General features: G+C 65.8%; 21 protein-coding genes and 1 other RNA gene. 14 read left to right on the top strand and 8 right to left on the bottom strand.

Annotated elements, in window-relative coordinates; genetic code table 11:
* Nucleotides 1-52: 52 nt before the first annotated feature.
* The 3 genes from WI560_RS04570 to WI560_RS04560 all read left to right on the top strand — a co-directional run bounded on the left by WI560_RS04570 (nucleotide 53) and on the right by WI560_RS04560 (nucleotide 4,085).
* On the top strand, nucleotides 53-1,477 hold the full coding sequence (locus tag WI560_RS04570) for a methyl-accepting chemotaxis protein (RefSeq protein WP_375307056.1): 1,425 nt from the start codon (nucleotides 53-55) through the stop codon (nucleotides 1,475-1,477).
* 302 nt (nucleotides 1,478-1,779) lie between these two features.
* Nucleotides 1,780-2,916 (top strand): DSD1 family PLP-dependent enzyme, encoded by a 1,137-nt coding sequence (locus tag WI560_RS04565; protein WP_375307055.1) that lies wholly within the window; start codon nucleotides 1,780-1,782, stop codon nucleotides 2,914-2,916.
* A 713-nt stretch (nucleotides 2,917-3,629) separates the two neighbouring features.
* A complete protein-coding gene (locus tag WI560_RS04560) occupies nucleotides 3,630-4,085 on the top strand; it encodes a hypothetical protein (protein WP_375307054.1) in 456 nt (151 codons plus the stop codon).
* Between the two features lie 293 nt (nucleotides 4,086-4,378).
* Here the strand turns inward: WI560_RS04560 and WI560_RS04555 are convergent, their stop codons facing one another.
* The 5 genes from WI560_RS04555 to WI560_RS04535 all read right to left on the bottom strand — a co-directional run bounded on the left by WI560_RS04555 (nucleotide 4,379) and on the right by WI560_RS04535 (nucleotide 7,059).
* Nucleotides 4,379-5,203, bottom strand: coding sequence for a TIGR00282 family metallophosphoesterase (locus tag WI560_RS04555; protein WP_375307053.1), 825 nt, complete (start codon nucleotides 5,201-5,203; stop codon nucleotides 4,379-4,381).
* Nucleotides 5,181-5,777 (bottom strand): 5-formyltetrahydrofolate cyclo-ligase, encoded by a 597-nt coding sequence (locus WI560_RS04550; RefSeq protein WP_375307052.1) that lies wholly within the window; start codon nucleotides 5,775-5,777, stop codon nucleotides 5,181-5,183. The genes WI560_RS04555 and WI560_RS04550 overlap by 23 nt, the downstream gene beginning before the upstream one ends.
* Nucleotides 5,778-5,959: 182 nt before the next feature.
* A non-coding RNA gene (gene ssrS, locus WI560_RS04545) (6S RNA) lies at nucleotides 5,960-6,120 on the bottom strand.
* A gap of 238 nt (nucleotides 6,121-6,358) precedes the next feature.
* Nucleotides 6,359-6,742: a cell division protein ZapA gene (locus WI560_RS04540; RefSeq protein WP_028138455.1), complete on the bottom strand. Its 384-nt coding sequence runs from the start codon at nucleotides 6,740-6,742 to the stop codon at nucleotides 6,359-6,361.
* Complete coding sequence (locus WI560_RS04535; RefSeq protein WP_028138456.1) at nucleotides 6,739-7,059, bottom strand: DUF4164 domain-containing protein; 321 nt, start codon at nucleotides 7,057-7,059, stop codon at nucleotides 6,739-6,741. Before WI560_RS04535 ends, WI560_RS04540 begins: the two co-directional genes overlap by 4 nt.
* 374 nt (nucleotides 7,060-7,433) lie before the next feature.
* On the opposite strand from WI560_RS04535, the gene tkt reads away from it, so the two are divergent.
* The 8 genes from tkt (at nucleotide 7,434) to WI560_RS04495 (ending at nucleotide 17,061) form a co-directional block, all read left to right on the top strand.
* The gene (gene tkt / locus WI560_RS04530; RefSeq protein ID WP_375307051.1) at nucleotides 7,434-9,419 is read left to right on the top strand and encodes a transketolase; all 1,986 of its coding nucleotides are present in this window, start codon (nucleotides 7,434-7,436) and stop codon (nucleotides 9,417-9,419) included.
* A 148-nt stretch (nucleotides 9,420-9,567) separates the two neighbouring features.
* Nucleotides 9,568-10,575 (top strand): type I glyceraldehyde-3-phosphate dehydrogenase, encoded by a 1,008-nt coding sequence (gene gap / locus WI560_RS04525; RefSeq protein ID WP_257176688.1) that lies wholly within the window; start codon nucleotides 9,568-9,570, stop codon nucleotides 10,573-10,575.
* 153 nt (nucleotides 10,576-10,728) lie between these two features.
* On the top strand, nucleotides 10,729-11,925 hold the full coding sequence (locus WI560_RS04520; RefSeq protein WP_375307050.1) for a phosphoglycerate kinase: 1,197 nt from the start codon (nucleotides 10,729-10,731) through the stop codon (nucleotides 11,923-11,925).
* A 54-nt stretch (nucleotides 11,926-11,979) separates the two neighbouring features.
* On the top strand, nucleotides 11,980-13,047 hold the full coding sequence (gene fba / locus WI560_RS04515) for a class II fructose-bisphosphate aldolase (RefSeq protein WP_375307049.1): 1,068 nt from the start codon (nucleotides 11,980-11,982) through the stop codon (nucleotides 13,045-13,047).
* A gap of 292 nt (nucleotides 13,048-13,339) precedes the next feature.
* Nucleotides 13,340-14,365, top strand: a complete 1,026-nt coding sequence (locus tag WI560_RS04510; RefSeq protein ID WP_375307048.1) for a class I fructose-bisphosphate aldolase — start codon at nucleotides 13,340-13,342, stop codon at nucleotides 14,363-14,365.
* Between the two features lie 3 nt (nucleotides 14,366-14,368).
* A complete protein-coding gene (locus WI560_RS04505; RefSeq protein ID WP_375307047.1) occupies nucleotides 14,369-15,058 on the top strand; it encodes a thiamine phosphate synthase in 690 nt (229 codons plus the stop codon).
* Nucleotides 15,059-15,066: 8 nt separating this feature from the next.
* Nucleotides 15,067-16,140: a tetratricopeptide repeat protein gene (locus tag WI560_RS04500; protein ID WP_375307046.1), complete on the top strand. Its 1,074-nt coding sequence runs from the start codon at nucleotides 15,067-15,069 to the stop codon at nucleotides 16,138-16,140.
* Nucleotides 16,141-16,269: 129 nt separating this feature from the next.
* The gene (locus tag WI560_RS04495) at nucleotides 16,270-17,061 is read left to right on the top strand and encodes an inositol monophosphatase family protein (protein ID WP_375307045.1); all 792 of its coding nucleotides are present in this window, start codon (nucleotides 16,270-16,272) and stop codon (nucleotides 17,059-17,061) included.
* Between the two features lie 164 nt (nucleotides 17,062-17,225).
* Here WI560_RS04495 and WI560_RS04490 read toward each other — a convergent pair whose 3' ends face one another.
* From WI560_RS04490 to WI560_RS04480, 3 genes are all read right to left on the bottom strand, one after another.
* The gene (locus tag WI560_RS04490; protein ID WP_375307044.1) at nucleotides 17,226-20,387 is read right to left on the bottom strand and encodes a multidrug efflux RND transporter permease subunit; all 3,162 of its coding nucleotides are present in this window, start codon (nucleotides 20,385-20,387) and stop codon (nucleotides 17,226-17,228) included.
* A 6-nt stretch (nucleotides 20,388-20,393) separates the two neighbouring features.
* A complete protein-coding gene (locus WI560_RS04485; RefSeq protein WP_375307043.1) occupies nucleotides 20,394-21,587 on the bottom strand; it encodes an efflux RND transporter periplasmic adaptor subunit in 1,194 nt (397 codons plus the stop codon).
* Nucleotides 21,588-21,819: 232 nt separating this feature from the next.
* Nucleotides 21,820-22,839, bottom strand: a complete 1,020-nt coding sequence (locus WI560_RS04480; protein WP_375307042.1) for an SAM-dependent methyltransferase — start codon at nucleotides 22,837-22,839, stop codon at nucleotides 21,820-21,822.
* 167 nt (nucleotides 22,840-23,006) lie between these two features.
* Between WI560_RS04480 and WI560_RS04475 the strand changes: the two genes are divergently transcribed.
* The 3 genes from WI560_RS04475 (at nucleotide 23,007) to WI560_RS04465 (ending at nucleotide 25,660) form a co-directional block, all read left to right on the top strand.
* The gene (locus WI560_RS04475) at nucleotides 23,007-24,026 is read left to right on the top strand and encodes a hypothetical protein (protein ID WP_028138469.1); all 1,020 of its coding nucleotides are present in this window, start codon (nucleotides 23,007-23,009) and stop codon (nucleotides 24,024-24,026) included.
* A 159-nt stretch (nucleotides 24,027-24,185) separates the two neighbouring features.
* A complete protein-coding gene (locus WI560_RS04470) occupies nucleotides 24,186-25,214 on the top strand; it encodes a peptidoglycan -binding protein (protein ID WP_375307041.1) in 1,029 nt (342 codons plus the stop codon).
* A complete protein-coding gene (locus WI560_RS04465; protein ID WP_375307040.1) occupies nucleotides 25,214-25,660 on the top strand; it encodes a GNAT family N-acetyltransferase in 447 nt (148 codons plus the stop codon). The genes WI560_RS04470 and WI560_RS04465 overlap by 1 nt, the downstream gene beginning before the upstream one ends.
* Nucleotides 25,661-25,793 lie beyond the last annotated feature (133 nt).

Below are 25,793 nucleotides of genomic sequence, written 5' to 3'. Positions count from 1 at the left end.
GGGAATGCCGCGGAGGGCCGGCGAACGGCCCTGATTGGAGGAAGCCCAGGACATGTCCGCCGCACAACTTGCCGTCATGGACACCGCATCCAACCGCACGCTCGCCGAACGGCTGATCGATCAGCTCGCCGACCGCATCGGCGGCCTCGGCGTGGAACTCGCTGACATCGCCGGCAACGTCCAGGAAGTCGCAAACCGCGTCGCCAACCAGTCGGAACGGTTCCATCATCTGCAGAAGACGGCCGAGACGATGGTCTCGGCCAACCACGACATCGCCAATGCATCGCAAGCGGTGCAAACCACGACGTCGGCTGCGGTCGGCGAGATCGCGCAGTCGCGCAGCGCCGTCGACACCGCGGTCAGCCACATCTCCGAGCTCGTCGCAGCGGTGGAGCGGATCGAGGCGCGCCTCAGCGCGGTCGGCTCGGCGCTGGCGCAGGTCGCGAAAGTGTCCGGCTCGATCGAGGCGATCGCCAAGCAGACCAATCTGCTGGCGCTGAACGCGACCATCGAGGCCGCCCGCGCCGGCAATGCCGGCCGCGGCTTCGCGGTGGTCGCAAGCGAAGTGAAGAACCTCGCGGAAGCCACCCGCCAGGCCACGCACGAGATCTCCGACACCGTGCGCGATCTCGACGGCCAGATCGAAGGCCTGATCGGCGAGAGCAGCGATGCCTCCCAGCGCGCCAAGACGGCTGGCGAAGGCGCGCAAGCGATCTCCGGCATCATCTCGCGCGTACAGCAGGGATTCGCATCCGTGGAAGCGGAGATCGGCAGCGTCACGCGCGCGGCGACCTCCAATCTCGGGCATTGCGACACCGTCATCAGCGAGCTCAGCGAGCTTGCCAAGGGCGTCGACCTGTCCTCGCACGACCTCAAGAATGCCGACGAGCGGGTGGCCAAGCTGCTCGACACATCCGAAGGCCTGATCGCGCTGATCGCCGACAGCGGCGTGGAGACGTCGGACACGCCGCTGATCCGGATCGTGGTCGATACCGCGAAGCGAATCTCGGCCGAGTTCGAAGCCGCGATCGATCGCGGCGACATCACGCTCGACCAGCTGCTAGACGAGACCTATCGGGAAATTCCCGGCACCGATCCGAAGCAGTATCTCACCAACTACGTCGAGTTCACCGACCGCGTGCTGCCCGCGATCCAGGACCCGATCCAGAAATCGGATCCGCGCATCGTCTATTGCGTCGCCTGGGCGCGGAGCGGCTACCTGCCGACCCACAATCCGAACTACCGCCTGCCGCAGGGCAAGGACCCCGTCTGGAATAACGCCAATTGCCGCAACCGCCGCCTGTTCAACGACCGCACCGTCAAGAAGGTCGCAGGCAGCACCAAGCCGTTCCTGCTCCAGACCTACCGCCGCGACATGGGCGGCGGACAGTTCGTGCTGATGAAGGACCTGTCCTCGCCGATCATGATCCGCGGCAAGCACTGGGGCGCCTTCCGGATGGGATTCCGCCAGGGCTGACGGCGGCGCGCGGGGCAGCTCCTACTAAAAAGCGCGAAAACAACCCCATGCACAGTAGCCGGGGTCAATGGAATCAACGGCTTGCAATGGGGCAGAACGGCTTTGCGATGGGACGTCGGCGAGGCGATTTGGCTTGTCGGGCAAAACGGGGTAGACTGCTAATATTCCGAACTGTGAGAGGCGTTGCCGTCTTCCCGGCTTTGGAGCTTTGAGCCGCCAACACTGGTGCCCCTGTCGTCGTTGCCATAGAAGGGCCGCCGCACATTCGGGGCGCGGTCCCGAACACAACAAGCTGGTTCTTGATGTCCCGTCCACCCGCCCAAATCGGCGCGCCGTTTGCCGAGATCGACACGCCGGCGCTGGTCATCGACCTCGACGCCTTCGAGCGTAATCTCGATACGATGGCGGCGGCTGTGAGCAAGCTCGGCGTTCGCCTGCGTCCGCACGCGAAGACCCACAAATCGCCGATCATTGCCGCCAAGCAGATCGCGCGCGGCGCAATCGGCCTATGCTGCCAGAAGGTCGCCGAGGCCGAGATCCTGGTGGCGGGCGGGGTCAGCGACGTGCTGGTCAGCAACGAGGTGGTGGGCCTGCGGAAGCTGGAACGGCTCGCCGCGCTGGCGCGCCATGCGCGCATCAGCGTGTGCGTCGACGATGCCCTGGGCGTCGAGCAACTGGCGCAGGCCACGGAGCGGGCCGGCTCGCACATCGAAGTCCTGGTCGAGATCGACGTCGGCGCGGGTCGCTGCGGCGTCAGGCCGGGGCCGGCGGCGGCCACCTTGGCGCGGCAGGTCGCGGGGTCACGCTTCCTGTCGTTCGGCGGCTTGCAGGCCTATCACGGCTCTGCCCAGCATTTGCGCACGCCGGAGGAGCGGCGCGCGGCCATCGCCGGCGCCGCGAACGCGACCGTGGAGACACTGCGTGTCCTCAAGGACGCCGGCTTTGAATGCCGGACGATTGGCGGCGCGGGCACCGGCACGTTCGAGCTCGAAGGCGCGAGCGGCATCTGGAACGAATTGCAGGCGGGCTCCTATATCTTCATGGACGCCGACTACGCCAGGAACCTCGCCGACGGAGCGCGCAACGCCAATCCGTTCGAGCATGCGCTGTTCGTGATCGCGACCGTGATGAGCACCGGCGCCGGCGAGCGCGCGGTCATCGATGCCGGCCACAAGGCGCTGTCGAACGACAGCGGATTTCCGGTCGTGCTCGGCCGGCCCGATTTGCGCTATCACCGGCCCTCCGACGAGCACGGCCTGCTCGATTTCGACGGCGCGTCGTCGCGACTTGCGATCGGCGACAAGGTGACGCTGATCCCCGGCCATTGCGACCCGACCGTCAATCTTTACGACTGGTATGTCGGCGTGCGCGGCTTCAACACGCCGGATGCCCGCGTGGAGGCACTTTGGCCAGTCGCGGCGCGAGGCGCGGTCACCTGATATTGGCGCTTTGCGCGTCAATCTTCCCTGTCGTCCCGGACAGGCGAAGCGCAGCTTCGGGAGCCTGACGCCGCAGCAGACCTTTGGCGATGTCTCGGAGTGACCAGCTTCGCGAACAACGTTCTTGGGATTATGAGTCCCGCCGCCCGTGCGCAATTGCGCGCGCCGGGGCGTGTCCTCACAATTCGGGATCGTCCGCTTCCAAGGGATGAGCAGACGGGGCCTGACCCGACTGGGACGTCTGCAAATGACCCAATGCGGACTTCGCAACACAGTGGTGCTATGAAGGTCCATGACCCGAGAAGCCACTCTGCGACGACGCCTTGCCCTTGGTCTCTCTGACCTCACAGCAGAGGTCTACCTCTATCCAACTGATGCAGGAGGGAGGAAGTCACCTATCGGGCTCGGGTGGGGGTGTCCCTGCAGCAGCACGAACAATGCTCCAGTTGACGGTTGGGACGGCTATCTGCTGCTTAAAAGCGAAATGATGCCGGGCGAACGGCGAACGCTCGGCTTCGTCTTTCTATCAGGCGCAGAGGCGACTTCGGCACTCACGGCGAACGACAAGTTTTATCTTTGGGAGGCTGGCGTTATCGGAGAAGCCAACATCATTCGATAGGGTGGTTCAAGTCGCCGATTGGCCCATTGCGACAATCTCGACCCAGCGCTTGTTGTCGGCAATGACACAACTTTCAAACCGAAAAGGAGTCCAGTTGTTTCCTGATTCCACTATCAAATGGCGGCCCTACCCTTCGATAATCGATGGCATCGAACGCCCACCTTTTGTTTTCGATCAAGGCCTTTGGCGCGGCGTTCTCCATCTCATCGTGGTGGCACCGAACCCCTTCCTTCGCGCTTACGGCATCGAAATGTCCTGCGAGGTCTATTCGGGCATCGAAGAAATGATCTATTCGGTCGCCGATCACGGAGACAAAACAACTGGCCGCTATGATGGCGGAGTCTACATTAAAGAAGCTGAGAGCTCGGCATTGCTGAGAGCCTACGCTGCGACCGATCCGGTCGGTCGGAAGCCGCGGCACTTCTCCTTTGTTGGAAGCGACTACTGCTACGAGGTGCTTGGTTTCTCCGAACCGATCATACGAGCGTTTAGCAGTCCCGAAGAGGCATATGCTTGGGGACCTTCTAGGTCCGATGAGAAACTAAACTAGGTCAGTAGCAACCAGAGCCGGCACTTCCGCTCCTGGACCTCGGCAGGCCTCCCTTGGTTGTCCGCCAATGTCCGCTGTTGAGAGCAAAGCTGATGTAGCCGTCCGGGGGCGCCAATCGGTGAGCACGCGCTCCAGGCCGGACGACATTGAAGGTGTAGCGGCATATTCCAGAATCGCAGGGTCGGCAAAGCGAAGCGTACCCACGTAAGCCCTTCGCACATGGAGAGAAATCGTGGGCACAGCGCAAGTGCGCCTTTGCCCACCCTACGGCTTCTGAGGGTGAAGCTTCGCTTTCAACTCAACCAGAACTTCGGCGTCGCCGGCTCGAGCCGGCCACCCATGCGTACGGGTGCAATCTTCAGCGCAAGCCCCGTCGCGTCGTCCGTCTGCACCGCGACGCCGCTGAGCGTCGCCGCGCCCGCGGCCGGCTCGAAGCGGCCTGACGGGATGCCCGAGGTGAACCGGCGCAGCGGCTCTTCCTTCTGCATGCCGATGATGGAATCGTAGTCGCCGGTCATGCCGGCGTCGGTCATGTAGGCGGTGCCGCCGGTGAGGATCTGGTGGTCGGCGGTTGGCACGTGGGTGTGGGTGCCGACGACGAGGCTGGCGCGGCCGTCGCAGAAGAAGCCGATGCCCTGTTTCTCGCTCGAGGCCTCGCAATGGAAATCGACGACGATGGCGTCGGCGGCAACGCCGAGCGGGCAGGCGCCGAGTTCGCGCTCCAGCGCGGCGAAGGGATCGTCGAACGGGGTCATGAAGACGCGGCCGAGCGCGTTGACGACGAGCGCATGCTTGCCGTTCTTGGTCTCGACCAGCGCAGCGCCGCGGCCCGGCGTGCCGCGCGGATAGTTCGCCGGGCGCACCAGGCGGTCGGCGCGCTCGATGAACACCAGCGCCTCGCGCTGGTCCCAGGAATGATTGCCGAGCGTCACCGCGTCGGCGCCGGCCTCGAGAAACTCCTGGTAGATCGCTTCCGTGATGCCGAAGCCGCCGGCGGAATTCTCGCCGTTGACGACGACGAGATCGAGCGACCAGTCCTTGACCATGCCGGGCAGATATTCGGCGACGGCCTCGCGCCCGCTGCGGCCGACCACATCACCCACGAACAGAATGCGCAACTTCAGAACTCCGGAAATCGAACACGTCCGATTCCGTTAGCACATAATCCAGCGCCACGTCGTGCGATAGTGCCGGAACCGCCTTGATCTCCTGCGCTGCGAAAGCAAGCCCGATGGCGACGATCTGCTTCGCTTTTCGCAAATGCGCGAAGGTGAAATCGTAATGCCCGGCACCGTAGCCGATGCGATGGCCGAGACGATCGAACGCGGCCAGCGGCGTCAGCATGACGTCCGGAATGACTTCGGCGGCCGCCGGCGACGGCTCGGGAATGCCGAGCGGGCCGAGCATCAGGCGATCGTTCGGATGGAAGATGCGGAAGATCAGCGCCTGGCCGCGTGCGGTGACGCAAGGCAGCGCCAGCTTTGCGCCCTGCTCCGCAAGCGCCTTCATCAGCGGCATCGGATCGATCTCGCTGCGGATCGGCGAATAGCCCGAGACGATGCTGCCGGGCAGCAGCTCGAACGGCAGCCCGCGCTTGGCGAGCTTGGCGGCGGCGGCGCTGCGCTTCTTCTCGCTCAGCGCGTCGCGCGCCGCCAGGGCTTTGGCGCGGAGTTCGGCTTTCGATGCGGGCATGTTGGTCCCCACGTCATCACCCGCGAATGCGGGTGATCCAGTATTCCAGAGCCGGTGGTGATTCACACAAAGGCCGCGGCGTACTGGATGCCCCGCCCCGTGCGCAATTGCGCACTCGGGGGGCATGACACCTACTGAACTGCCGCAGTCTTTTCGACAGACACGGACCGAAAAGCAAACAGTGCGAAGCCGCGTACGCCGTTGAAGCACTCGATCCCGGAGTTCCCTACGAAAGTAGGTGGGCACCATATGTCCGGGCCCACGGGCCCGGCCAGGGACAGTTCCCTAAAGGATCGATAAGGCCCCGGGGATATATGGCTCCTGACGCGCGTCGCAGCCTCGCCTGGGCAATGTAACAACGATACTGACGAATCGCCAGTGCGACGAGAAGGCTAGGCTTTCGGTGCGCGCTTTCTTACCCTCCCCTGGAGGGCGAGGGTCGGCTCACATGGAGCGCAGCGGAATGTGAGACGGGGTGGGGTGACGGTCTCTCCACGTCTAGCGGTGCCCGAGCGGAGAGATCACCCCACCCCGCTCGCGCTGCGCGCGATCGACCCTCCCCCTTCAGGGGAGGGTGAACGCTACCCGATCGCGATGCCGTTGCCGACGGTCCGGTTCAGGACCTGGGTCGACTTCTCGATGCGCTCGGCGGCGGCGTTGAGCGCATTCACCACGGCGGTCTGGGTCAGCCGGGCGCGCTCGACGGCGGCGTTGCGGAAATCCCTGAGCTCGGTCAGCTCCTGCTCCATGGTGCGAACACGATTGCCGGCGTCGACCAGCTCGTCGCACACCGTCAGCGCCGCCATCACGGTGAGGCGCGCATCGCCGATCTCGCCGAACTTTCCGCGCAGCGACTGGATGCGTGTCTCCAGGCTCTCGGCGAGCTTGAGCAGCCGCACCTCCTGCCCCTCCTCGCAGGCCATGCGGTATTGCCGGCCATTGATGGTGACGTTGATGTGGCTCATCCATCCTCTCCGGTATCGAGCACCGAGCGTATCGTGACGATGGCCGAATCCAGCCGGTCGGAGATTTCGCGGTTGGTGCGCTCGAGCTTGCGCGCTTTCACCAGCGCGCCATCGAGCTCGTCGGCGAGCCGCGAACGGTCCGCACCCAGCGCCTGAATGCGCGCCGCGAGCTCGTTCTCGTCGCGATCGGCATCGCGCCGCCGCTCCACCGCGCTTTCGAGCGCGTCGAGCGCCGCCGTCAGCCTGCGGGTCGCGATCTCGATCTCGACCGCGGAGGATTCCGTCATGGCGGCACTGTTGGACACGCGATCGTTCATGTAGTCAGCGGCGGAACCTGCGGCCTTTGCCCAGTGGCCTTTTCCTGGGGCTTGCCGCCCGGCAAAAGACTCGGTTCGGCAAGCGGTTAGAAGCAGAAATTTACGTGGCAAGCTAGCCAAGCGCAACGCCGCCGCGAAACTATGCACCGATCAATCGGGGACGGACCTCATCCCGATCCGTGAGTTCCGCCGCGAACGCATCCAGCGGAAAACCGATCTCCACAGAGGCAACTTTTGCGGCCAAATCGGCGTTTGACTGCCTTGGACTCCCGGAACCGAGGTGCTATCCCAGCCCCGACCTTCAGTGGCCGCCAGGCTCCTCCCGCGCGGGCGTACATCGCCTCCAAGCGCCTCATTTCAGACGGATTTCAGACATGACGCAGGTCGATCACACCCGTATGGCCAACGCGATCCGCGGCCTTTCGATGGACGCTGTCGAGAAGGCGAAATCGGGTCATCCCGGCCTGCCGATGGGTGCCGCCGACATCGCCACGGTGCTGTTCACGCAATTCCTGAAATTCGACGCCACGGCGCCCGCCTGGCCGGACCGCGACCGCTTCGTGCTGTCGGCCGGCCACGGCTCGATGCTGCTCTATTCGCTGCTGTATCTGACCGGCAATGCCGAGATGACGCTGGACCAGATCAAGCAGTTCCGCCAGGTCGACTCGCTCACCCCCGGGCACCCGGAGAATTTCCGCACCAAGGGCATCGAGACCACGACCGGTCCGCTGGGCCAGGGCATCTCGACCGCGGTCGGCATGGCGCTGGCCGAGAAGATGCTCGCCGCCGAGTTCGGCAAGAAGATCGTCGACCACCACACCTATGTGCTCGCCTCCGACGGCGACCTGATGGAAGGCGTGTCGCAGGAAGCGATCGCGATGGCGGGGCACTGGAAGCTCAACAAGCTGATCGTGCTCTACGACGACAACGGCATCTCGATCGACGGTCCGACCTCGATCGCCGATTCCGTCGACCAGGTGAAGCGCTTCAAGTCGGCGGGCTGGGCCGCGGAGAAGATCGACGGCCATGACCAGGCGGCGATTGCCGACGCGATCACGCGCGCGAAGAAGTCCAACAAGCCGACGCTGATCGCCTGCCGCACCACCATCGGCTTCGGCGCGCCGAACAAGGCCGGCACCTCGAAGGTGCACGGCGAGGCGCTGGGCGCCGACGAGCTCAAGGCCGCCAAGGAGAAGCTCGGCCTCTCGCTCGAGCCGTTCGCAATCGCCGAGGACGTGCTGAAGGCGTGGCGCGCGGCGGGCAGCCGCGGCGCCGCGGCACGGCAGGAATGGGAAGCGCGGCTCGGCGAGCTCGGCAGCCGCAAGCGCGCCGAGTTCGAGCGCCGTCTGCGCCATGAGCGTCCGGCCTCACTGGGCAAGGCGCTGCGCGCGTACAAGAAGGAGCTGCTGGAAAAGCCGATGACGGCGGCGACCCGGAAATCCTCGGAAGCCGTCATCGAAGTGATTGCCGGCGCGATGCCGATGGAATTCCTGGCAGGCTCGGCCGACCTCACCGGCTCGAACAACAACAAGGCGAAGTCGGCGACCGCGTTCTCGGCCAAGACGCCGAAGGGCCGCTTCATCCACTACGGCATCCGCGAGCACGGCATGGCCGCCGCGATGAACGGCATTTTCCTGCATGGCGGCTTCGCGCCGAACGGGGCGACCTTCCTGGTGTTCACCGATTACGCCCGTCCCGCGATGCGCCTCGCCGCGCTGATGGGCTCCGGGGTGGTCTATGTGATGACGCACGATTCCATCGGCCTCGGCGAAGACGGTCCGACCCATCAGCCGGTCGAGCACCTCGCCGCGCTGCGCGCCATTCCCAACATGCGCGTATTCCGTCCCTGCGATGCCATGGAGGTCGCCGAGTGCTGGGAGCTCGCGCTCAACCGCGTGGACGGTCCGACCGTGCTGGCGCTGACGCGGCAGAACCTGCCGCAGCTGCGCACCACCGCACCGAACGACAATCCCTGTGCGGCCGGCGCCTACGAGCTGGTCGCTGCCCAAGGCGAAGCCAAGGCGACGCTGTTCGCCTCCGGCTCCGAAGTCGAGATCGCGGTCGCTGCCCAGAAGCAGCTCGCGGAACGCGGCATCGCGTCGCGCGTTGTCTCCGTTCCGTCACTGGAGCTGTTGTTAGCGCAACCAGAGGCAAAGCGCGCCGCCATCATCGGCAATGCGCCGGTGAAGGTGGCGATCGAGGCTGCCGTGCGCTGGGGCTGGGATGCCGTGATCGGCCAGGATGGTGAATTCATCGGCATGCATTCCTTCGGCGAAAGCGGCCCTGCAAAGGAGCTTTACAAGCACTTCGGTATTACCGCCGAGGCTGCGGTTAACGCTGTGCTGAAGCGCGTTACCTGAGAGTTGAGCTTGCCGCAAAAAAGGACTACGTAATCCCTCATATGATCAAGCACCGCCCGGCCGAACCGGGCGCCCGCCCCTAAAAAACCCTCGCAGGCGCGCACAGCGCGTTGTGCGGGATGACAACGGTCATTGAAGGAGACGAAACATGGCAGTCCGCGTCGGAATTAACGGCTTTGGCCGCATCGGCCGCAACATCCTGCGGGCTATCGCCGAGTCTGGCCGCAAGGACATCGAGGTCGTCGGCATCAACGACCTCGGTCCGGTCGAGACCAACGCCCATCTGCTCCGTTTCGACAGCGTCCATGGCCGCTTCCCCGGCACCGTCACCGTCGACGGCGACTCGATCAACCTCGGAGGCGGCAAGATCAAGGTGACCGCCGAGCGCGATCCCTCGAAGCTGCCCTGGAAGGATCTCGGCGTCGACATCGCGATGGAATGCACCGGCATCTTCACCTCGAAGGACAAGGCATCGGCGCATCTGACCGCCGGCGCCAAGCGCGTGCTGGTCTCCGCGCCCGCCGACGGCGCCGACGCCACCATCGTCTACGGCGTCAACCACGAGACGCTGACCCGGGATCACCTCGTCGTCTCCAACGGGAGCTGCACCACCAATTGCCTGGCGCCGGTTGCCAAGGTGCTGAACGACCTCGTCGGCATCGAGACCGGCTTCATGACCACGATCCACGCCTATACCGGCGACCAGCCGACGCTCGACACGATGCACAAGGATCTCTACCGCGGCCGCGCGGCCGCGATGTCGATGATCCCGACCTCGACCGGTGCGGCGAAGGCGATCGGCCTCGTGCTGCCCGAGCTGAAGGGCAAGCTCGACGGCGTCGCGATCCGCGTGCCGACCCCGAACGTCTCGGTGGTCGACCTCAAGATCGTCGCCAAGCGCGCCACCGACGCCAAGGAGATCAACGCGGCGATGAAGCGCGCCAGCGAGCAGCAGCTCAAGGGCATCCTCGGCTACACCAATGCGCCGAACGTCTCGATCGACTTCAACCACGACCCGCACTCCTCGACCTTCCACGAGGACCAGACCAAGGTGCAGAACGGCACGCTGGTGCGCGTGATGTCCTGGTACGACAACGAGTGGGGCTTCTCGAACCGCATGGCGGACACCGCCGCCGCGATGGCGAAGGTGATCTGAGCCAAGTCTCGTGTCCCGGACGCGGTGCAGCGCGCTTGCGCTGCTCCGCAGAGCCGGGACCCGTTCAACCGCGGGACTCGCTGTCATGTGGGTCCCGGTTCTGCAGCGCACCGCTCCGCGCTGCGCAGCGCCCGGGACAAGAGAGAGCGTCCGATGACCAATACATTCCGCACCCTCGACGACGTCGACGTGAAGGGCAAGCGCGTGCTGCTGCGCGTCGATCTCAACGTGCCCATGGACAATGGCCGCGTCAGCGACGCGACCCGGCTCGAGCGCGTCGCGCCGACCATCGCCGAAATCTCGGACAAGGGCGGCAAGGTCATCCTGCTCGCGCATTTCGGCCGGCCGAAGGGGCGCGACGCCAAGGACTCGCTCAAGCCCGTCGCCGAAGCGCTGTCGAAGGTGGTGAAGAAGCCGGTCGCCTTCGCCGACGATTGCATCGGCGAGCCCGCGGCCAAGGCCGTCGCCGCTCTGAAGGACGGCGACATTCTCTGTCTCGAGAACACCCGCTTCCACAAGGAAGAGGAAAAGAACGATCCGGCCTTCGTCGCGGAGCTGGCCAAGCTCGGCGACATCTGGGTCAACGACGCGTTCTCGGCGGCGCACCGCGCCCACGCCTCGACCGAAGGCCTCGGCCACAAGCTGCCGGCCTATGCCGGCCGCACCATGCAGGCCGAGCTCAACGCGCTGGAGAAGGCGCTGGGCTCGCCGACCAAGCCCGTCATCGCCATCATCGGCGGCGCCAAGGTCTCGACCAAGATCGACCTGCTCGAAAACCTCGTGACCAAGGTCGACGCGCTGGTGATCGGCGGCGGCATGGCCAACACCTTCCTGCACGCCCAGGGCGTCGCCGTCGGCAAGTCGCTGGCCGAGAAGGATCTGGCCGCCACCGCGCTGCGCATCATGGAGAAGGCGGAGGCCGCCAATTGCGCCATCATCCTCCCGGTCGACGCCACCGTTGCCTATCACTTCGCCGCCAACGCGCCCTCGCACGCCTACGGGCTCGACGCGATCCCGGCCGACGGCATGATCCTCGACGTCGGCCCGCAATCGATCGCGCGCGTCCACGCCGCGATCGACGACGCGGCGACGCTGGTCTGGAACGGCCCCCTGGGCGCGTTCGAGATGCAGCCTTTCGACCGCGGCACGGTCGCGGCCGCCAAGCACGCTGCCGAGCGCACCAAGGCCAAGAAGCTGATCTCGATCGCGGGCGGCGGCGACACCGTCGCGGCGCTCAACCAGGCCCATGTGGCCGGTGACTTTACCTATGTCTCGACCGCCGGTGGCGCGTTCCTCGAGTGGATGGAAGGCAAGCCCCTGCCCGGCGTCGAGGTGCTGCGCGTCAAGTAACTCAAGTCGGCAAACATCGCGGCCTTGAAAGGCCCCAACGGGAGAAAAAGACAGATGGCTCGGATCACGTTACGTCAACTGCTCGACCACGCGGCGGAGAACGATTACGGCGTACCGGCCTTCAACATCAACAATATGGAACAGGCGCTGGCGATCATGGACGCGGCCAACCAGGTCGACGCGCCCGTCATCATCCAGGCTTCGCGCGGCGCGCGCTCCTACGCCAACGACGTCATGCTCAAGCACATGATGGACGCGGTGACCGAGATCTATCCGCACATTCCGGTCTGCGTGCATCTCGACCACGGCAACGAGCCGGCGACCTGCATGACCGCGATCCAGGCCGGCTTCACCTCCGTCATGATGGACGGCTCGCTCAAGGCCGACGGCAAGACGCCCGGCGACTGGGCCTACAATGTCGGCGTCACCAAGACCGTGACCGACATGGCCCATCTCGGCGGCATCTCGGTCGAGGGCGAGCTCGGGGTGCTCGGCTCGCTCGAGACCGGCATGGGCGACAAGGAAGACGGCCACGGCGCCGAAGGCAAGCTCAGCCACGACCAGCTCCTGACCAATCCGGACGAGGCCGTGAAGTTCGTCAAGGAGACCAAGGTCGACGCGCTCGCGATCGCGATGGGGACGTCTCACGGTGCTTACAAGTTCACCCGCAAGCCCGACGGCGACATCCTCGCCATGAACGTGATCGAGGAGATCCACCGCAAGCTGCCGAACACGCATCTCGTCATGCACGGCTCCTCCTCGGTGCCGCAGGAGCTGCAGGACATCATCAACGCCTATGGCGGCAAGATGAAGCCGACCTGGGGCGTGCCCGTGAGCGAGATCCAGCGCGGCATCAAGAACGGCGTGCGCAAGATCAACATCGACACCGACAACCGCATGGCGATGACCGGCCAGATCCGCAAGGTGCTGAAGGACAGCCCGGAAGAGTTCGATCCGCGCAAGTACCTGAAGCCGGCGATGGAAGCCATGACCAAGCTGTGCAAGCAGCGCCTGCAGGAGTTCAACACCGCAGGGCAGGCCGCCAAGATCAAGCGCGTCCTGACCACCGCCGAGATGGCCAAGCGCTACGCCAAGGGCGAGCTCGACCCCAAGGTCGCTTAAGCGCTCGCGAAGACGGCGTAAGGGGGCCGCGCAAACGCTCTTTCGTCCCCCTCGCCCCGCTCTTGCGGGGAGAGGGCGGGGTGAGGGGCTGTTTCCGCAAAATTGGTGACAGACGGACTCGCGGAGAGTCCCCCTCACCCGCCGCGCTGACGCGCGTCGGCCTCTCCCCGCAAGCGGGGAGAGGCGAAGTCCCGCCTCCCCCCTAGCCCTGCGACGAACGTTAACTCGGCAATTGCCCGAGAACGGTCTATTTTCACGGGCAAGGGCAGAATCGTTTTGGGAGGACCTCTCGATGAATCTGACTGAGCTCAACAGGATCGCGACCGCCATGGTGGCCCCCGGCAAGGGTATCCTCGCCGCCGACGAATCCTCCGGCACCATCAAGAAACGCTTCGACGCGATCGGCGTGGCCTCGACCGAAGAGAACCGCCGCGACTATCGCGAGATGCTGTTCCGCTCCAAGGACGCCATGAGCCAGTACATCTCCGGCGTGATCCTCTATGACGAGACGATCTGGCAGAATGCTGCGGACGGCACGCCGCTGATCAAGCTGATCGAGAGCAGCGGCGCCATTCCCGGCATCAAGGTCGACGAGGGCACGCAGGCCCTGCCGATGTGTCCGGGCGAACTCGTCACCGTCGGGCTCGACAAGCTCGCCGAGCGGCTGAAGAAATATTACGAGCGCGGCGCGCGCTTCGCCAAATGGCGCGCGGTGATCGACATCGGCAGCGGCATCCCCTCCATGACCGCGATCAGCGTCAACGCCCACGCGCTGGCGCGCTATGCCGCGCTGTGCCAGGCCGCGCAGATCGTGCCGATCGTGGAGCCGGAGGTGCTGATGGACGGCGACCACGACATCGACCGCTGCTATGAAGTGACGGGGCGGGTGCTCAACAAGACGTTCCAGGAATTACGCGTCCAGCGCGTCGCGCTCGAAGGCATGGTGCTGAAGCCCAACATGGCGATCTCAGGCAAGAAATGCGCGAAGCAGGCCTCCGTCGAGGAAGTCGCGGAGAAGACGATCCGGCTGCTGAAGGCCTGCGTGCCGGCGGCCGTGCCCGGCATCGCCTTCCTCTCCGGCGGCCAGTCGGACGAGGAGGCAACCGCGCATCTCAACGCCATGCACAAGCTCGGTCCGCTGCCCTGGGGCCTGACCTTCTCCTATGGCCGCGCGCTGCAGGCCGCGCCGCAAAAGGCCTGGTCCGGCAAGGCCGAGAATGTCGCGGCCGGCCAGCGCGCCTTCAGCCATCGCGCGCGAATGAACGGCCTTGCCTCCAAGGGTGAGTGGCAAAGCGGCCTGGAACAGAAGGCAGCCTAGATCTTGTCGAGCAAACCGCCTCCGCCGCGCCCGGCGCCGCGCCTTTATCTCGCGACGCCTGTGGTCGATGATCCCGCTGCGCTTGTCGCCGAGCTGCCGGGGCTGCTCGCTGTCGCCGACGTCGCGGCCGTGCTGCTGCGGCTGAAGGAGACCGACCACCGCACCATGATCTCGCGCATCAAGGCGCTGGCGCCGCCGGTGCAGAAGGCGGGCGCGGCGCTGCTGGTCGAAGGCCATGCCGAGCTGGTCGCGCGCGGCGGCGCGGATGGCGCGCACCTGCCCGGCATCGCCGCGCTGAAGGAGGCGCTGCCATCGCTCAAGCCCGATCGCATCGCCGGCGTCGGCGGGCTGACGACGCGGCACCATTCCATGGATGCGGGCGAGATGGGCGCCGATTACGTGCTGTTCGGCGAGCCCGATGCGAATGGCCAGCGTCCCCAAGCGCAGGCGATCGCCGAGCGGCTGGACTGGTGGGCCGAGCTGTTCGAGCCGCCCTGCGTCGGCTTTGCCACCTCGCTCGAGGAAGCCCACGACTTCGCCCTCAGCGGCGCCGATTTCGTGCTGGTCGGGGACTTCATCTGGTCCGATCCGCGCGGGCCCAAGGCCGCGCTGGTCGAGGCGGATGCCGCGATCAAGAAGGCGCACGCGACGGCGATGGCGAGCCAGAATGCTGGCGGCGACGAGCACGGCTAGCGCCCGACATGAAGCTCCCCTACATCACCATGCTGGCTGCGCTGCTGCTCACGGCACCGGCGGCCGCGCAGCTTCAGATCACCCCGCCGGCCACCATACCGAGCACGACGCCTGAGAAGCAGAAGCCCAAGCCCCCCGCGCCGGCCAAGAAGGAGGCTGCGCCGAAGCCTTTGGCATCGCCCAAGCCGGCCCCCTCCGCCAAGCCGACGCCGGCCCCGACCGTGATCCCGGCGCCGCCGACCGACAATTCCAACGCCGATCTGGTGTACGGCGCCTATCAGCGCGGCCAGTACAAGACGGCGTTCGAACTCGCCACCGCCCGCGCGCAAGCCGGCGATCCCAAGGCGATGACCATGCTCGGCGAGCTCTATTCCAACGCCATGGGCATTCGCCGCGACTATGCCAAGGCGGCCGAATGGTATAAGCGCGCTGCGGACGCCGGCGACCGCGAGGCGATGTTCGCGCTCGCCATGCTGCGCATTTCCGGCCGCGGCGGCCCGGTCGACAAGGGCGAGGCCGTCAAGCTGATGGCATCCGCCGCCAAGCTCGGCGAGCCCAGGGCGGCCTATAACCTCGCTCTGCTCTATCTCGATGGGCAGACCCTGCCGCAGGACGTCAAGCGCTCGGCCGAGCTGCTGCGCCAGGCTGCCGATGCCGGCCTGCCCGAGGCGCAATACGCGCTTGCGACCTTCTACAAGGAAGGCACTGGCGTTCCGAAGGATCCGGAACGCGCGGTGCGGCTGCTGCAGGCCGCCTCGCTCGCCGACAATGTCGACGCCGAGGTCGAATATGCCATCGCCATGTTCAACGGCACCGGCACGCCGAAGAACCAGCCGGCCGCCGTCGCCCTGCTCCGCAAGGCCTCCCGCCAGGGCAGCGCGATCGCCCAGAACCGGCTGGCGTGGGTGCTGATCAACGGCGTTGGCACGACCATGGACAAGGTCGAGGGCTTCAAATGGCACCTGGTCGCCAAGACCGCCGGCAAGGGCGACCCGGAGCTCGACAAGCAATTGTCCGACCTGCCGGCCGAGGAGCGGACCAAGGCGGAGGCCGCCGCCAAGAAGTGGCTTGGCAACAAATGACTTGACCCCAAATGACCTGACCCCAAATGACCTGATCCAATGACTTGACGCCAGCGCCCCTGCAGGGCACCCAAGGCGTCAAACAGGCGCGATGTCCCGCCCTTCTCCCCCGATCAAGACCGAAAGCTCATGCTGTATTCCGCCACTATCAACGTCATGGTCAAGGCTGCGCGCCGTGCCGGCCGCAGCCTCAAGCGCGATCTCGGCGAGATCGAGCATCTCCAGGTCTCGCTGAAGGGGCCGGCGAATTTCGTTTCGCTTGCCGACAAGCGCGCCGAGGAGATGCTATACCAGGACCTCGCCAAGGCCCGCCCCGGCTACGGCTTCATCGGCGAGGAAGGCGGCACGCGCGAAGGCAGCGACAAGAGCCATACCTGGATCGTCGATCCGCTCGACGGCACCACCAACTTCCTGCACGGCATCCCGCAATTTGCGATCTCGATCGGGCTGTCGCGCGAGGGCACGATCATCGCGGGCGTGATCTACAACCCCGCCAACGACGAGCTCTACATCGCCGAGCGCGGCAAGGGCGCCTTCCTCAACGACCAGCGCCTGCGGGTGGCCGGGCGCCGCCAGTTGAACGAATGCGTGGTGGCCTGCGGCCTGCCCCATATCGGCCGCGGCGATCACGAGGAATTCCGCCGCGAGATGACGGCGATCCAGGACCGCGTCGCAGGCCTGCGCCGCTTCGGCGCCGCCTCGCTCGACCTCGCCTTCGTCGCCGCCGGCCGCCTCGACGGCTATTGGGAGCGCAATCTGCAATCCTGGGACATCGCGGCCGGAATGCTGATGGTGCGCGAAGCCGGCGGGACGGTGAGCGACATCGCAACGCCCGGCGATGCGCTGGTGACGGGCAACGTCGTGTGCGGGAATGAATACGTGCACGGGGAGCTGGTGAAGATCTTGCGGAAGCCGACGTAAGGCGGAAGCCCGCGCTTCACATTCAGCTGTCATTCCGGGGCGCGCCGCTTGGCGCGGGCCCGGAATCCATTCATCGACTGTGATTGCGGCCCGATAAATTCTCAGATGCGCGATTGCGCATCATAGTTCGCGCTACGCGCGCCCCGGAATGACGAAAAGAACTGTCAGTGCCCGGTATGAGCCCGCGCCGGCGAACCGTGAGGCTCGCGTTCCTTCGCTGCCGCCGGCTCCCGGTCCCCGCCCAGCACGCGCTGCACCGAGACGAAGAACACCGGCACCATCAACAGCGCCAGGATCACCACCGCGATCATGCCGCCCATCACGACTGAGCCGAGCGCCTGCTGGCTGGCGCCGCCGGCGCCGTGGGCGATCGCCATCGGCAGCACGCCGCAGATGAAGGCAAGGCCGGTCATCAGGATCGGGCGGAAGCGCAGGCGGCAGGCTTCGATGGTGGCCTCCACCAGCGGCTTGCCCTCTTTGCGCAGATCCTTGGCGAACTCGATGATCAGGATCGCGTCCTTGGCGGCAAGGCCGATGATGGTGATCAGGCCGACGGTGAAATAGACGTCGTTGGGCAGGCCGCGCAGCATCGCCGCGGTCACGGCGCCGACGATGCCGAGCGGCACGGTCAGCAGCACCGCGAGCGGAATGGTCCAGCTCTCGTAGAGCGCGGCGAGACACAGGAACACCACGAACACCGACAGTGCCAGCAGGAACGGCGCCTGCGAGCCGGACAGCTTCTCCTGCAGCGACTGCCCGGTCCATTCATAGCCGAAGCCGCGCGGCAATCTGTCGGCAAGCTGCTCCATCTCGGCGATGGCGTCGCCCGAGGTGAAGCCGGGCTTGGCTTCGCCGGAGATGCGCACCGCCGGATAATAGTTGAAGCCGGCGATCTGCGTCGGCCCGCGCGCCCATTCGACCGTGGCGAAGGACGAGAACGGCACCAGCTGGCCGCGGCTGTTCTTGACGTTGTAGTTGAGGATGTCCTCGGTCCGCATGCGGTCGCGGGCGTCCGCCTGCACCACGACGCGCTGCATGCGGCCGCGGTTCGGGAAGTCGTTGATGTAGTTCGAGCCGAGATTGGTCGAGATCGTGTTGTTGATGTCCTCGAAGGTGACGCCGAACGCGCCGGCCTTCTCGCGGTCGATCATGAGATTGACCACCCCTGCCTCGGGCAGGCCTTCGATATAGACCTTCTGGAGCACCGGGCTCGCATTGGCCGCTGCGATCAGCTGGTCGGCCGCGCGCATCAAGGCCGGATAGCCCTTCTGGCCGCGGTCCTGGAGACGGAACGAGAAACCGGAGGAGTTGCCGAGATTGTCGATCGGCGGCGGCTGCAGCGCCGAGATCTTCGCATCGCGGATCGACGAGCCGAGGTCGCGATTGACGTCGTTGACGATCGCGGCGGCGGAATCCTTCGGCCCGCGTTCCGACCAGTCCTTCAAGGTGATGAAGGCCTGCGCGGTGTTCATGCCCTGGCCGGAGAAGCTGAAGCCGGTGAGGAAGGTGACGTTGTCGACACCCGGTCGCGCGGCCAGATATTTCTCCACCTTCTCGATCACGGCCTCGGTGCGGGCATAGGACGAATCCGAAGGCGTCTGCACGTCGGTGGTGATGAAGCCCTGGTCGTCGACCGGCAGGAAGCCGCCGGGCAGATTGACGAAGGCCCAGGACAGACCAACCAACAGCGCGGCATAGACCAGCATCAGCCGGCCGGTGCGCTTCAGCGAAAAGCCGACGGTGCGCCCGTAGCGGAATCTGGCCGCCTCCAGCATGTGATTGAACCGACTGAACACGAAGTTGGTCGAATGACCGTGCCCCTTGGCTATCGGCTTGAGCAGCGTCGCGCAAAGCGCCGGCGTCAGCGACAGCGCCAGGAAGGCGGAGAAGCCGATCGCCGCGACCATGGTGACCGAGAATTGGCGGTAGATGATGCCGACCGAGCCCGGGAAGAACGCCATCGGCACGAACACCGCCATCAGCACCAGGGTGATGCCGATGATGGCGCCGGTGATCTGCGACATGGCCTTGCGCGTCGCTTCCTTCGGCGGCAGGCCTTCCTCGGCCATGATGCGCTCGACGTTCTCGACAACGACGATGGCGTCGTCGACGAGGATGCCGACCGCGAGCACCATGGCGAACATCGAGAGCATGTTGATGGAATAGCCGGCGAGCAGCAGCGCGGAACAGGCGCCGAGCAGCGCCACCGGCACCACGATGGTCGGAATGATGGTGTAGCGGATGTTCTGGAGGAACAGGAACATCACGACGAACACCAGCACCACGGCCTCGACCAGCGTCGTCAAAACCTTCTTGATCGAGGCCTCGACCACGGGCGTGATGTTGTAGGGGATCTCGTAGGTGATATTGGCCGGGAAGAAGCGCGACAGCTCCTTCATCTTGGCTTCGACCGCGCTCGCGGTCGCCAGCGCATTGCCGGTCGGCGACATCAGCACGGACAGGCCGGCGGTCGGCTTGCCGTCGAGGCGGGTGTTGAACTGATAGCTGAGACCACCGACCTCGATTCGCGCGACGTCGCGCAGGCGCACGGTCGAGCCGTCGGCATTGGCGCGCAGGATGATGGTGCCGAACTCGTCCGGCGAGGAGAGCTGGCCCTTGACCAGCACCAGCGCGGAGGTGCGCTGGTTCGAGGTCGAGGGCTCGGCGCCGATGCTGCCCGAGGCGACCTGCGCGTTCTGCGCGGCAATGGCCTTGTTGATGTCGTCGGCGGTGAGCCCGTAGCCGACCAGCTTGGCCGGATCGACCCAGACGCGAAGGGAACGCTCGGTCGAATACAGCGTGGCGCGGCCGACGCCGGGAATGCGGCGGATTTCACCGAGCACGTTGCGGATCATGAAGTCGCCGAGCCCGACCTCGTCGAGGCTGCCGTCGGTCGAATTCAGCGTGATGATCTGGAGCACGGCGCTGGAGGCTTCCTCGATCAGGATGCCCTGCTGCATCACCGCGCGCGGCAGGCGCGCCTCGACGCGCTTGATGCGGTTCTGCACCTCGACCGAGGCGGCGCTGGTATCGGTGCCCGGCTGGAAGTTGGCGATGATTTCGACCTGGCCGAGCGAATCGCTGGTCGATTCGAAATTGAGGATGTTGGCGGCGCCGTTGAGCTCCTCCTCGATCAGCCGCGTGACGCTGTTGTAGAGGTTCTCAGGCGAGGCGCCGGGATAGCTGGTCGAGACGGAGATCGAGGGCGGCGCGATGATCGGATATTGGGCGATCGGCAGCAGCGGCACGGCGATCGCACCGATCAAGCAGATGAATAGCGCGACCACCCAGGCGAAGATGGGCCTGTCGATGAAAAAACTCGCCATGACGCGCTACCGCGTGAGCTGCTGGGCGTGCCGATTGTCCGCGGTCGCGTCCGCCTCCGACCAGGATTGCGGCTTGACCTTGTCGCCGGCCGCGAACTTCTGGAACCCTTCCACCACGACCTTGTCGCCGGCCTTCAGGCCTTCGGTGACAAACCAGAGTCCGTCCTGCACCGATCCGGTGCGCACCGCCTGCACCGCGATGTGGTTGTCGTCCTTGACGACGAACACCTCGCTGCCACCGCCGCCATTGCGCTGGACCGCCTGCTGCGGCACCGCGATCGCATCGGAATCGAGACCCTGGTCGATGCGGACCCGGACGTACATGCCCGGCAGCAATTCGCGCTTGGGATTGCGGAACTCGCCGCGCAACGTCACCTGCCCGGTGTGGGCGTCGACCTTGGCGTCGGAGAACAGCAGCTTGCCCTCGAGTGAATAGATGGTGTTGTCGTCGAGCACGAGGCGGACCTTGGCAGTGTCGGACGCAATACGCTCCAGGTCGCCGGTTTCGAAGGCGCGGCGGAGCTGGTTGAGTTCGTTCACCGACTGGGTGAAGTCGGCATAGATCGGGTCGAGCTGCTGGATGGTGGCGAGGTTGGTCTCGTTCTGCACCGCGAGGGCGCCTTCGCTGACAAGGGCCGCACCGACCACGCCGTCGATCGGCGCGCGCACGGTCGCGTAGTCGAGATTGAGTTTGGCCCGTGCGAGGTCGGCCTTGCGGCCTTCGACCTCGGCATGGGCCTGCCGTTCAGCCGCAATCGCCTTCTCGTTCTCGGCTTCCGGCGCGGCGCGATCCTTGGTGAGGGTGGCGATACGGTGCGCCTGCTGCTTCGCCTGCATCAACGCGGCCTCGGCCTTGGCGAGCGCAGCTTCGTTGGCCATCACCTCGACCTCGAACGGGCGCGGATCGATGCGGTAGAGCGCGTCGCCCGCCTTGACCTCGCTGCCCTGGCGAAACAGGCGCTCGACCACGATGCCGGACACGCGCGGCCGCACGTCGGAGACACGCGTCGGCGCGATGCGGCCCGGCAGCTCGCGCACCACGGCGCGCGGCTGCGGCTTGACGATGACGACGCTGACATCAGGGTGGGCCGACGGAGCGGTAGAGACGGCCGAGCTGGATTCCTCGCAAGCACCCAACAGCGGCGCTAAGGCCGCGAGCATCATTGCAACGCATGCCGATCGCGCACGAAGTCCTGACATGAAGTGGGGTGCCCCGATATTGTTGAAACTGGTCACTTCCGCGCGGAGCCCGTTCTGGACCGTTTCGCGCGCGGGTGATGTCGACAAAATAGAAGGCCCCTGCTGCGATGCAACGCACAGAACGGGCGGCTCATTGTCACACAGCGCAAGATATTGATTTCACAAGGACTTTTACGTGTCACCTGATTGTGAATCGTAGCCCATCAGCGCGTGCTGCGACGGAACGGCGCAATTACCCGGCGGCTTTCATCCGGTATTGGCTGACGCCCCACTCGGTTCCATCGGCGTAGCCGAACAGGCCCGATGTCGCGAGCAGGAACCAGCGCCAGCGCCGCAGCCAGAGTGCGGTCTCCTCGCCATAGACCTTGCGCAACGACGCCTCGATCGCGTCGCGATGCGTGTCGAAATTGACGAGCCAGTCGTTCGCGGTGCGCTGATAATGCGTGCCGCTCCAGCACCATTCCTTCTCCACCGTGAAGATGTCGTCGAACTGCCTGACGAGGTGATGGCTTGGCATCAGCCCGCCCGTGAAGACATGCTGCGCAATCCAGTCGTCACGATCGAGCCGGTCGAACAGCTGCGAGCCGGAGCGATGGGTGACGATTTGCATGAAGAACCGCCCCTCGGGGGCGAGCCATGACCGCAGACGGGTCATCAGCTTGCGCCAATTCATCATCTGCTCGAACATCTCGACCGAGACGATGCGGTCGAACTGGCCGTCGGGCGCGAACACGTTCATGTCCGCGGTGACCACGCGCAAGTTCAGCAGGCCGCGCTGCTGTGCCTGCTCCTCGACATGGGCGCGCTCCGCCTGCGAGGTCGACACCGCCGTCACCTTGGCGTGCGGAAATTGCCGCGCCATCCACAGCGACAGCGAACCCCAGCCGCAGCCGAGCTCGAGGATGGTCTGGCCATCGGCAAGGCCGGCATGCTCGACGGTCTGGCGCAGCGCCTCCTCCTCCGCCTCCTGCAAGGTGGTCGCGTCGGTCTTGTAGAAACAGCAGGAATATTTGCGACTGGGGCCGAGCACGTCCGCGAAGAACGCCGCGGGCACCTCGTCACGCCCGGCCGCGGCACCCTCGGCGATCGGCCGCAGCATCATCCGACCGGCGAAGGCGGCGTCAGTGGCCGCATCATGGCCGGCGAGGCGCGTTGCGGTGCGGGAGCACAGGCGCTGGATCGCAGCCCGGACCACGACGTCCGGCAGCGGTACGCGATCGGCAGTCCCGATGATCGCGGAAACGACGCTCATGCGCCCCCCCGAATAGCGAACTTCTGCAGATACCTTGCTATCAAAGCGCCGCTTCCGGCGCGGGTTCCCCGAGCCGTCCCCGAAATCGGCGTATCCGGCGCTTTTTTTGGGCCGGCGCTGTGCCATAGTGCGCACGCAAGCAAGCTACGTAATGGATGATAATGGCCATGCCGTCAGGCACTTCGTCCCGCTCCACCATGGATATCGAGTACACCAAACTGTCCTCGCCCAGCGTCTTCCTGGTGCGGATGCTGGTCTTCCTGGTGCTGTGCACGCTGGTGGGCGTGGTGCTCTACAAGCAGATCATCCAGGCCTTCTTCGCCAATCCGGGGCTCAATGCCCTGATCGGAGGGGTGCTGTTCATCGGCATCATCCTGGCGTTCCGCCAGGTCATCCGGCTCTACCCCGAGGTCTCCTGGGTCAACAATTTCCGCATCGCCGACCCCGGCCTGGCGCCGGCCCGGCACCCGAAGCTGCTGGCGCCGATGGCGGCGATCCTCGGCGGCGAGCGCTCCGGGCGGATGTCGATCACCCAGACCACCATGCGGCACCTGCTCGATTCGATCGCGACCCGCCTGGATGAGGCCCGCGACATCTCGCGCTACATGACCGGCCTCCTGGTCTTCCTCGGCCTGCTCGGCACTTTCTGGGGCCTGATCGAGACGGTCGGTTCGGTTGGCAAGGTGATCGACGGGCTCAAGGTCGGGAGCGATTCGGGGGCGCTGTTCGACACGCTGAAGGAAGGCCTCGCCGCCCCCCTCGGCGGCATGGGCATCTCGTTCTCGAGCTCCCTGTTCGGCCTCGCCGGCTCGCTGGTCCTCGGCTTCCTCGATTTGCAATCGAGCCAGGCCCAGAACCGCTTCTACACCGACCTCGAGGACTGGCTGGCCACCACCGTGCGCGAATATGGCAGCGGCGAGGTTGCGGTCGCCTCCGGCGGCGGCGGGGTCGCCAGCGGCGAGCTGCAGGCCGCGGTCGAGCGCTTGCGCTCCGTGCTCGAGGAAGGCAGTGGCAGCCGCGGCACCACGGCGGCGATGGCGAGCCTTGCCGAAGCGATCCAGGCGCTGGTCTCGCACATGCGCACCGAGCAGCAGATGATCCGCGAATGGGCCGACGGCCAGGGCGAGCAGAACCGCGAGATCCGGCGCCTGCTGGAGCGCCTCGCGCGCCAGCCGGAGAAGAGTTGAGGACAGGACGAAAGGTTCGTGCCCCGGACGCGACGCAGCACGAAGTGATGCGTTGCTGAGCCGGGGCCCAGCACCTTCTGCGTTACAGAATGGGTCCCGGCTCTGCGCCGCAACGCTGACGCGTTGCAGCTTGTCCGGGACACGGAAGTGGAGACGTAAATGGCTCTTGCCCGCGCCCGCCGCAGCGAAGGCGGCCTCAACTACTGGCCCGGCTTCGTCGACGCGCTGTCGACGCTGGTGCTGTCGATCGTGTTCCTGCTGTCGGTATTCCTGGTGGTGCAGTTCTTCCTGTCGCAGGAGGTCACCGGCAAGGACAAGGCGCTGGAGCAGCTCAACGCCAAGATCGCCCAGCTCAACGAGCTGCTGTCGCTGGAGAAGCTCGGCAAGCTCACGCTCGACGACCAGGTCTCGCAACTCAAGGCCGGCCTCGCCTCGGCCGAGAGCGAGCGCGACCGCATCAAGGGTCTCTATGACGGCCTGGCGGCCGCCGGCAACGACGCGCAAGGCAAGACCTCCGAGCTCGGCAAGGCGCTGGATTCGGAGAAGGCGGTCTCGGCGCGGGCGCTGGCGCAGATCGAGGTGCTGAACCAGCAGATCAGCGCGCTCCGGCGGCAATTGGCGGCGCTGGAAGAGGCGCTCGACGCCAGCGAGAAGCGCGACAAGGAATCGCAGAACCGCATTGCGGACCTGGGGTCGCGCCTGAACGTCGCCCTGGCGCAGCGGGTGCAGGAATTGTCGCGCTACCGCTCCGAATTCTTCGGCCGCCTGCGCGCCATCCTCGGCAACCGGCCCGACATCCGCATCGTCGGCGACCGCTTCGTGTTCCAGTCCGAAGTGTTCTTCGACACCGGACAGGCGATGCTGCTGCCCGAGGGCCGCGCCGAGCTCGACACGCTCGCGACCGCGCTGATCGAGCTCGACAAGAAGATCCCGGGCGAGATTCCCTGGGTGCTGCGCGTCGACGGCCACACCGACGTGCGCCCGGTCAACGGCCCGAACTTCAAATCGAACTGGGACCTGTCGGCGGCACGCTCGATCTCGGTGGTGCAATATCTGGTCTCGCTCGGCGTGCCCGCCCAGCGCCTCGTCGCGGCCGGCTTCGGCGAATTCCAGCCGCTCGATCCCGGCAACACCGAGGAAGCCTACAAGCGCAACCGCCGCATCGAGCTGAAGCTGACGGAGCGGTAGTGAGCGCGCTTCACCTTCGCCCCTACCGCCCCGAAGACGAAGCCGCCGCGATCGGGCTCTGGCATCGCACCTGGCAAGCGGCCTATCCGCAGATCGACTTTTCGGCCCGGCTGGAATGGTGGCGCGAGCGCTGGTGCAAGGATCTGGTGCCCAAGGCCTCGATCGTGGTGGCGGAACAGGACGGCGCGCTGACCGGATTCGTCACCATCGACGGCGAGGGCTATCTCGACCAGCTCGTGGTCGACCCCGCGCATTGGGGCTCGGATGCCGCGCGGCTGCTCGTCGATGAAGCCAAGCGCTTGTCACCCTCGGGCGTGACGCTGCTCGTCAACAAGGACAATGCCCGCGCCATCCGCTTCTACGAGCGCAACGGCTTTGCCCATGCCGGCGACGACGTGAACCCGACCTCGGGGCGGCCGGTGCTGAAGATGGTGTGGCGGGCGTGATCGCGTGAAATTCCGCTGTCATTCCCCGCGAAGGCGGGGAATCCAGTACGCCGTGGCTGATCGGTCAATCACGATCGTCTCGGAGTACTGGATCACCCGCTTGCGCGGGTGATGACATTGTGCGTGTGACAGC

Source organism: Bradyrhizobium sp. A11, assembly GCF_042077125.1.
In the GTDB taxonomy this organism is placed as follows: Bacteria; Pseudomonadota; Alphaproteobacteria; order Rhizobiales; family Xanthobacteraceae; genus Bradyrhizobium; species Bradyrhizobium japonicum_B.
Note: the sequence above shows the minus strand (reverse complement) of the source record. Positions and strands in the feature narration are given on the sequence as shown.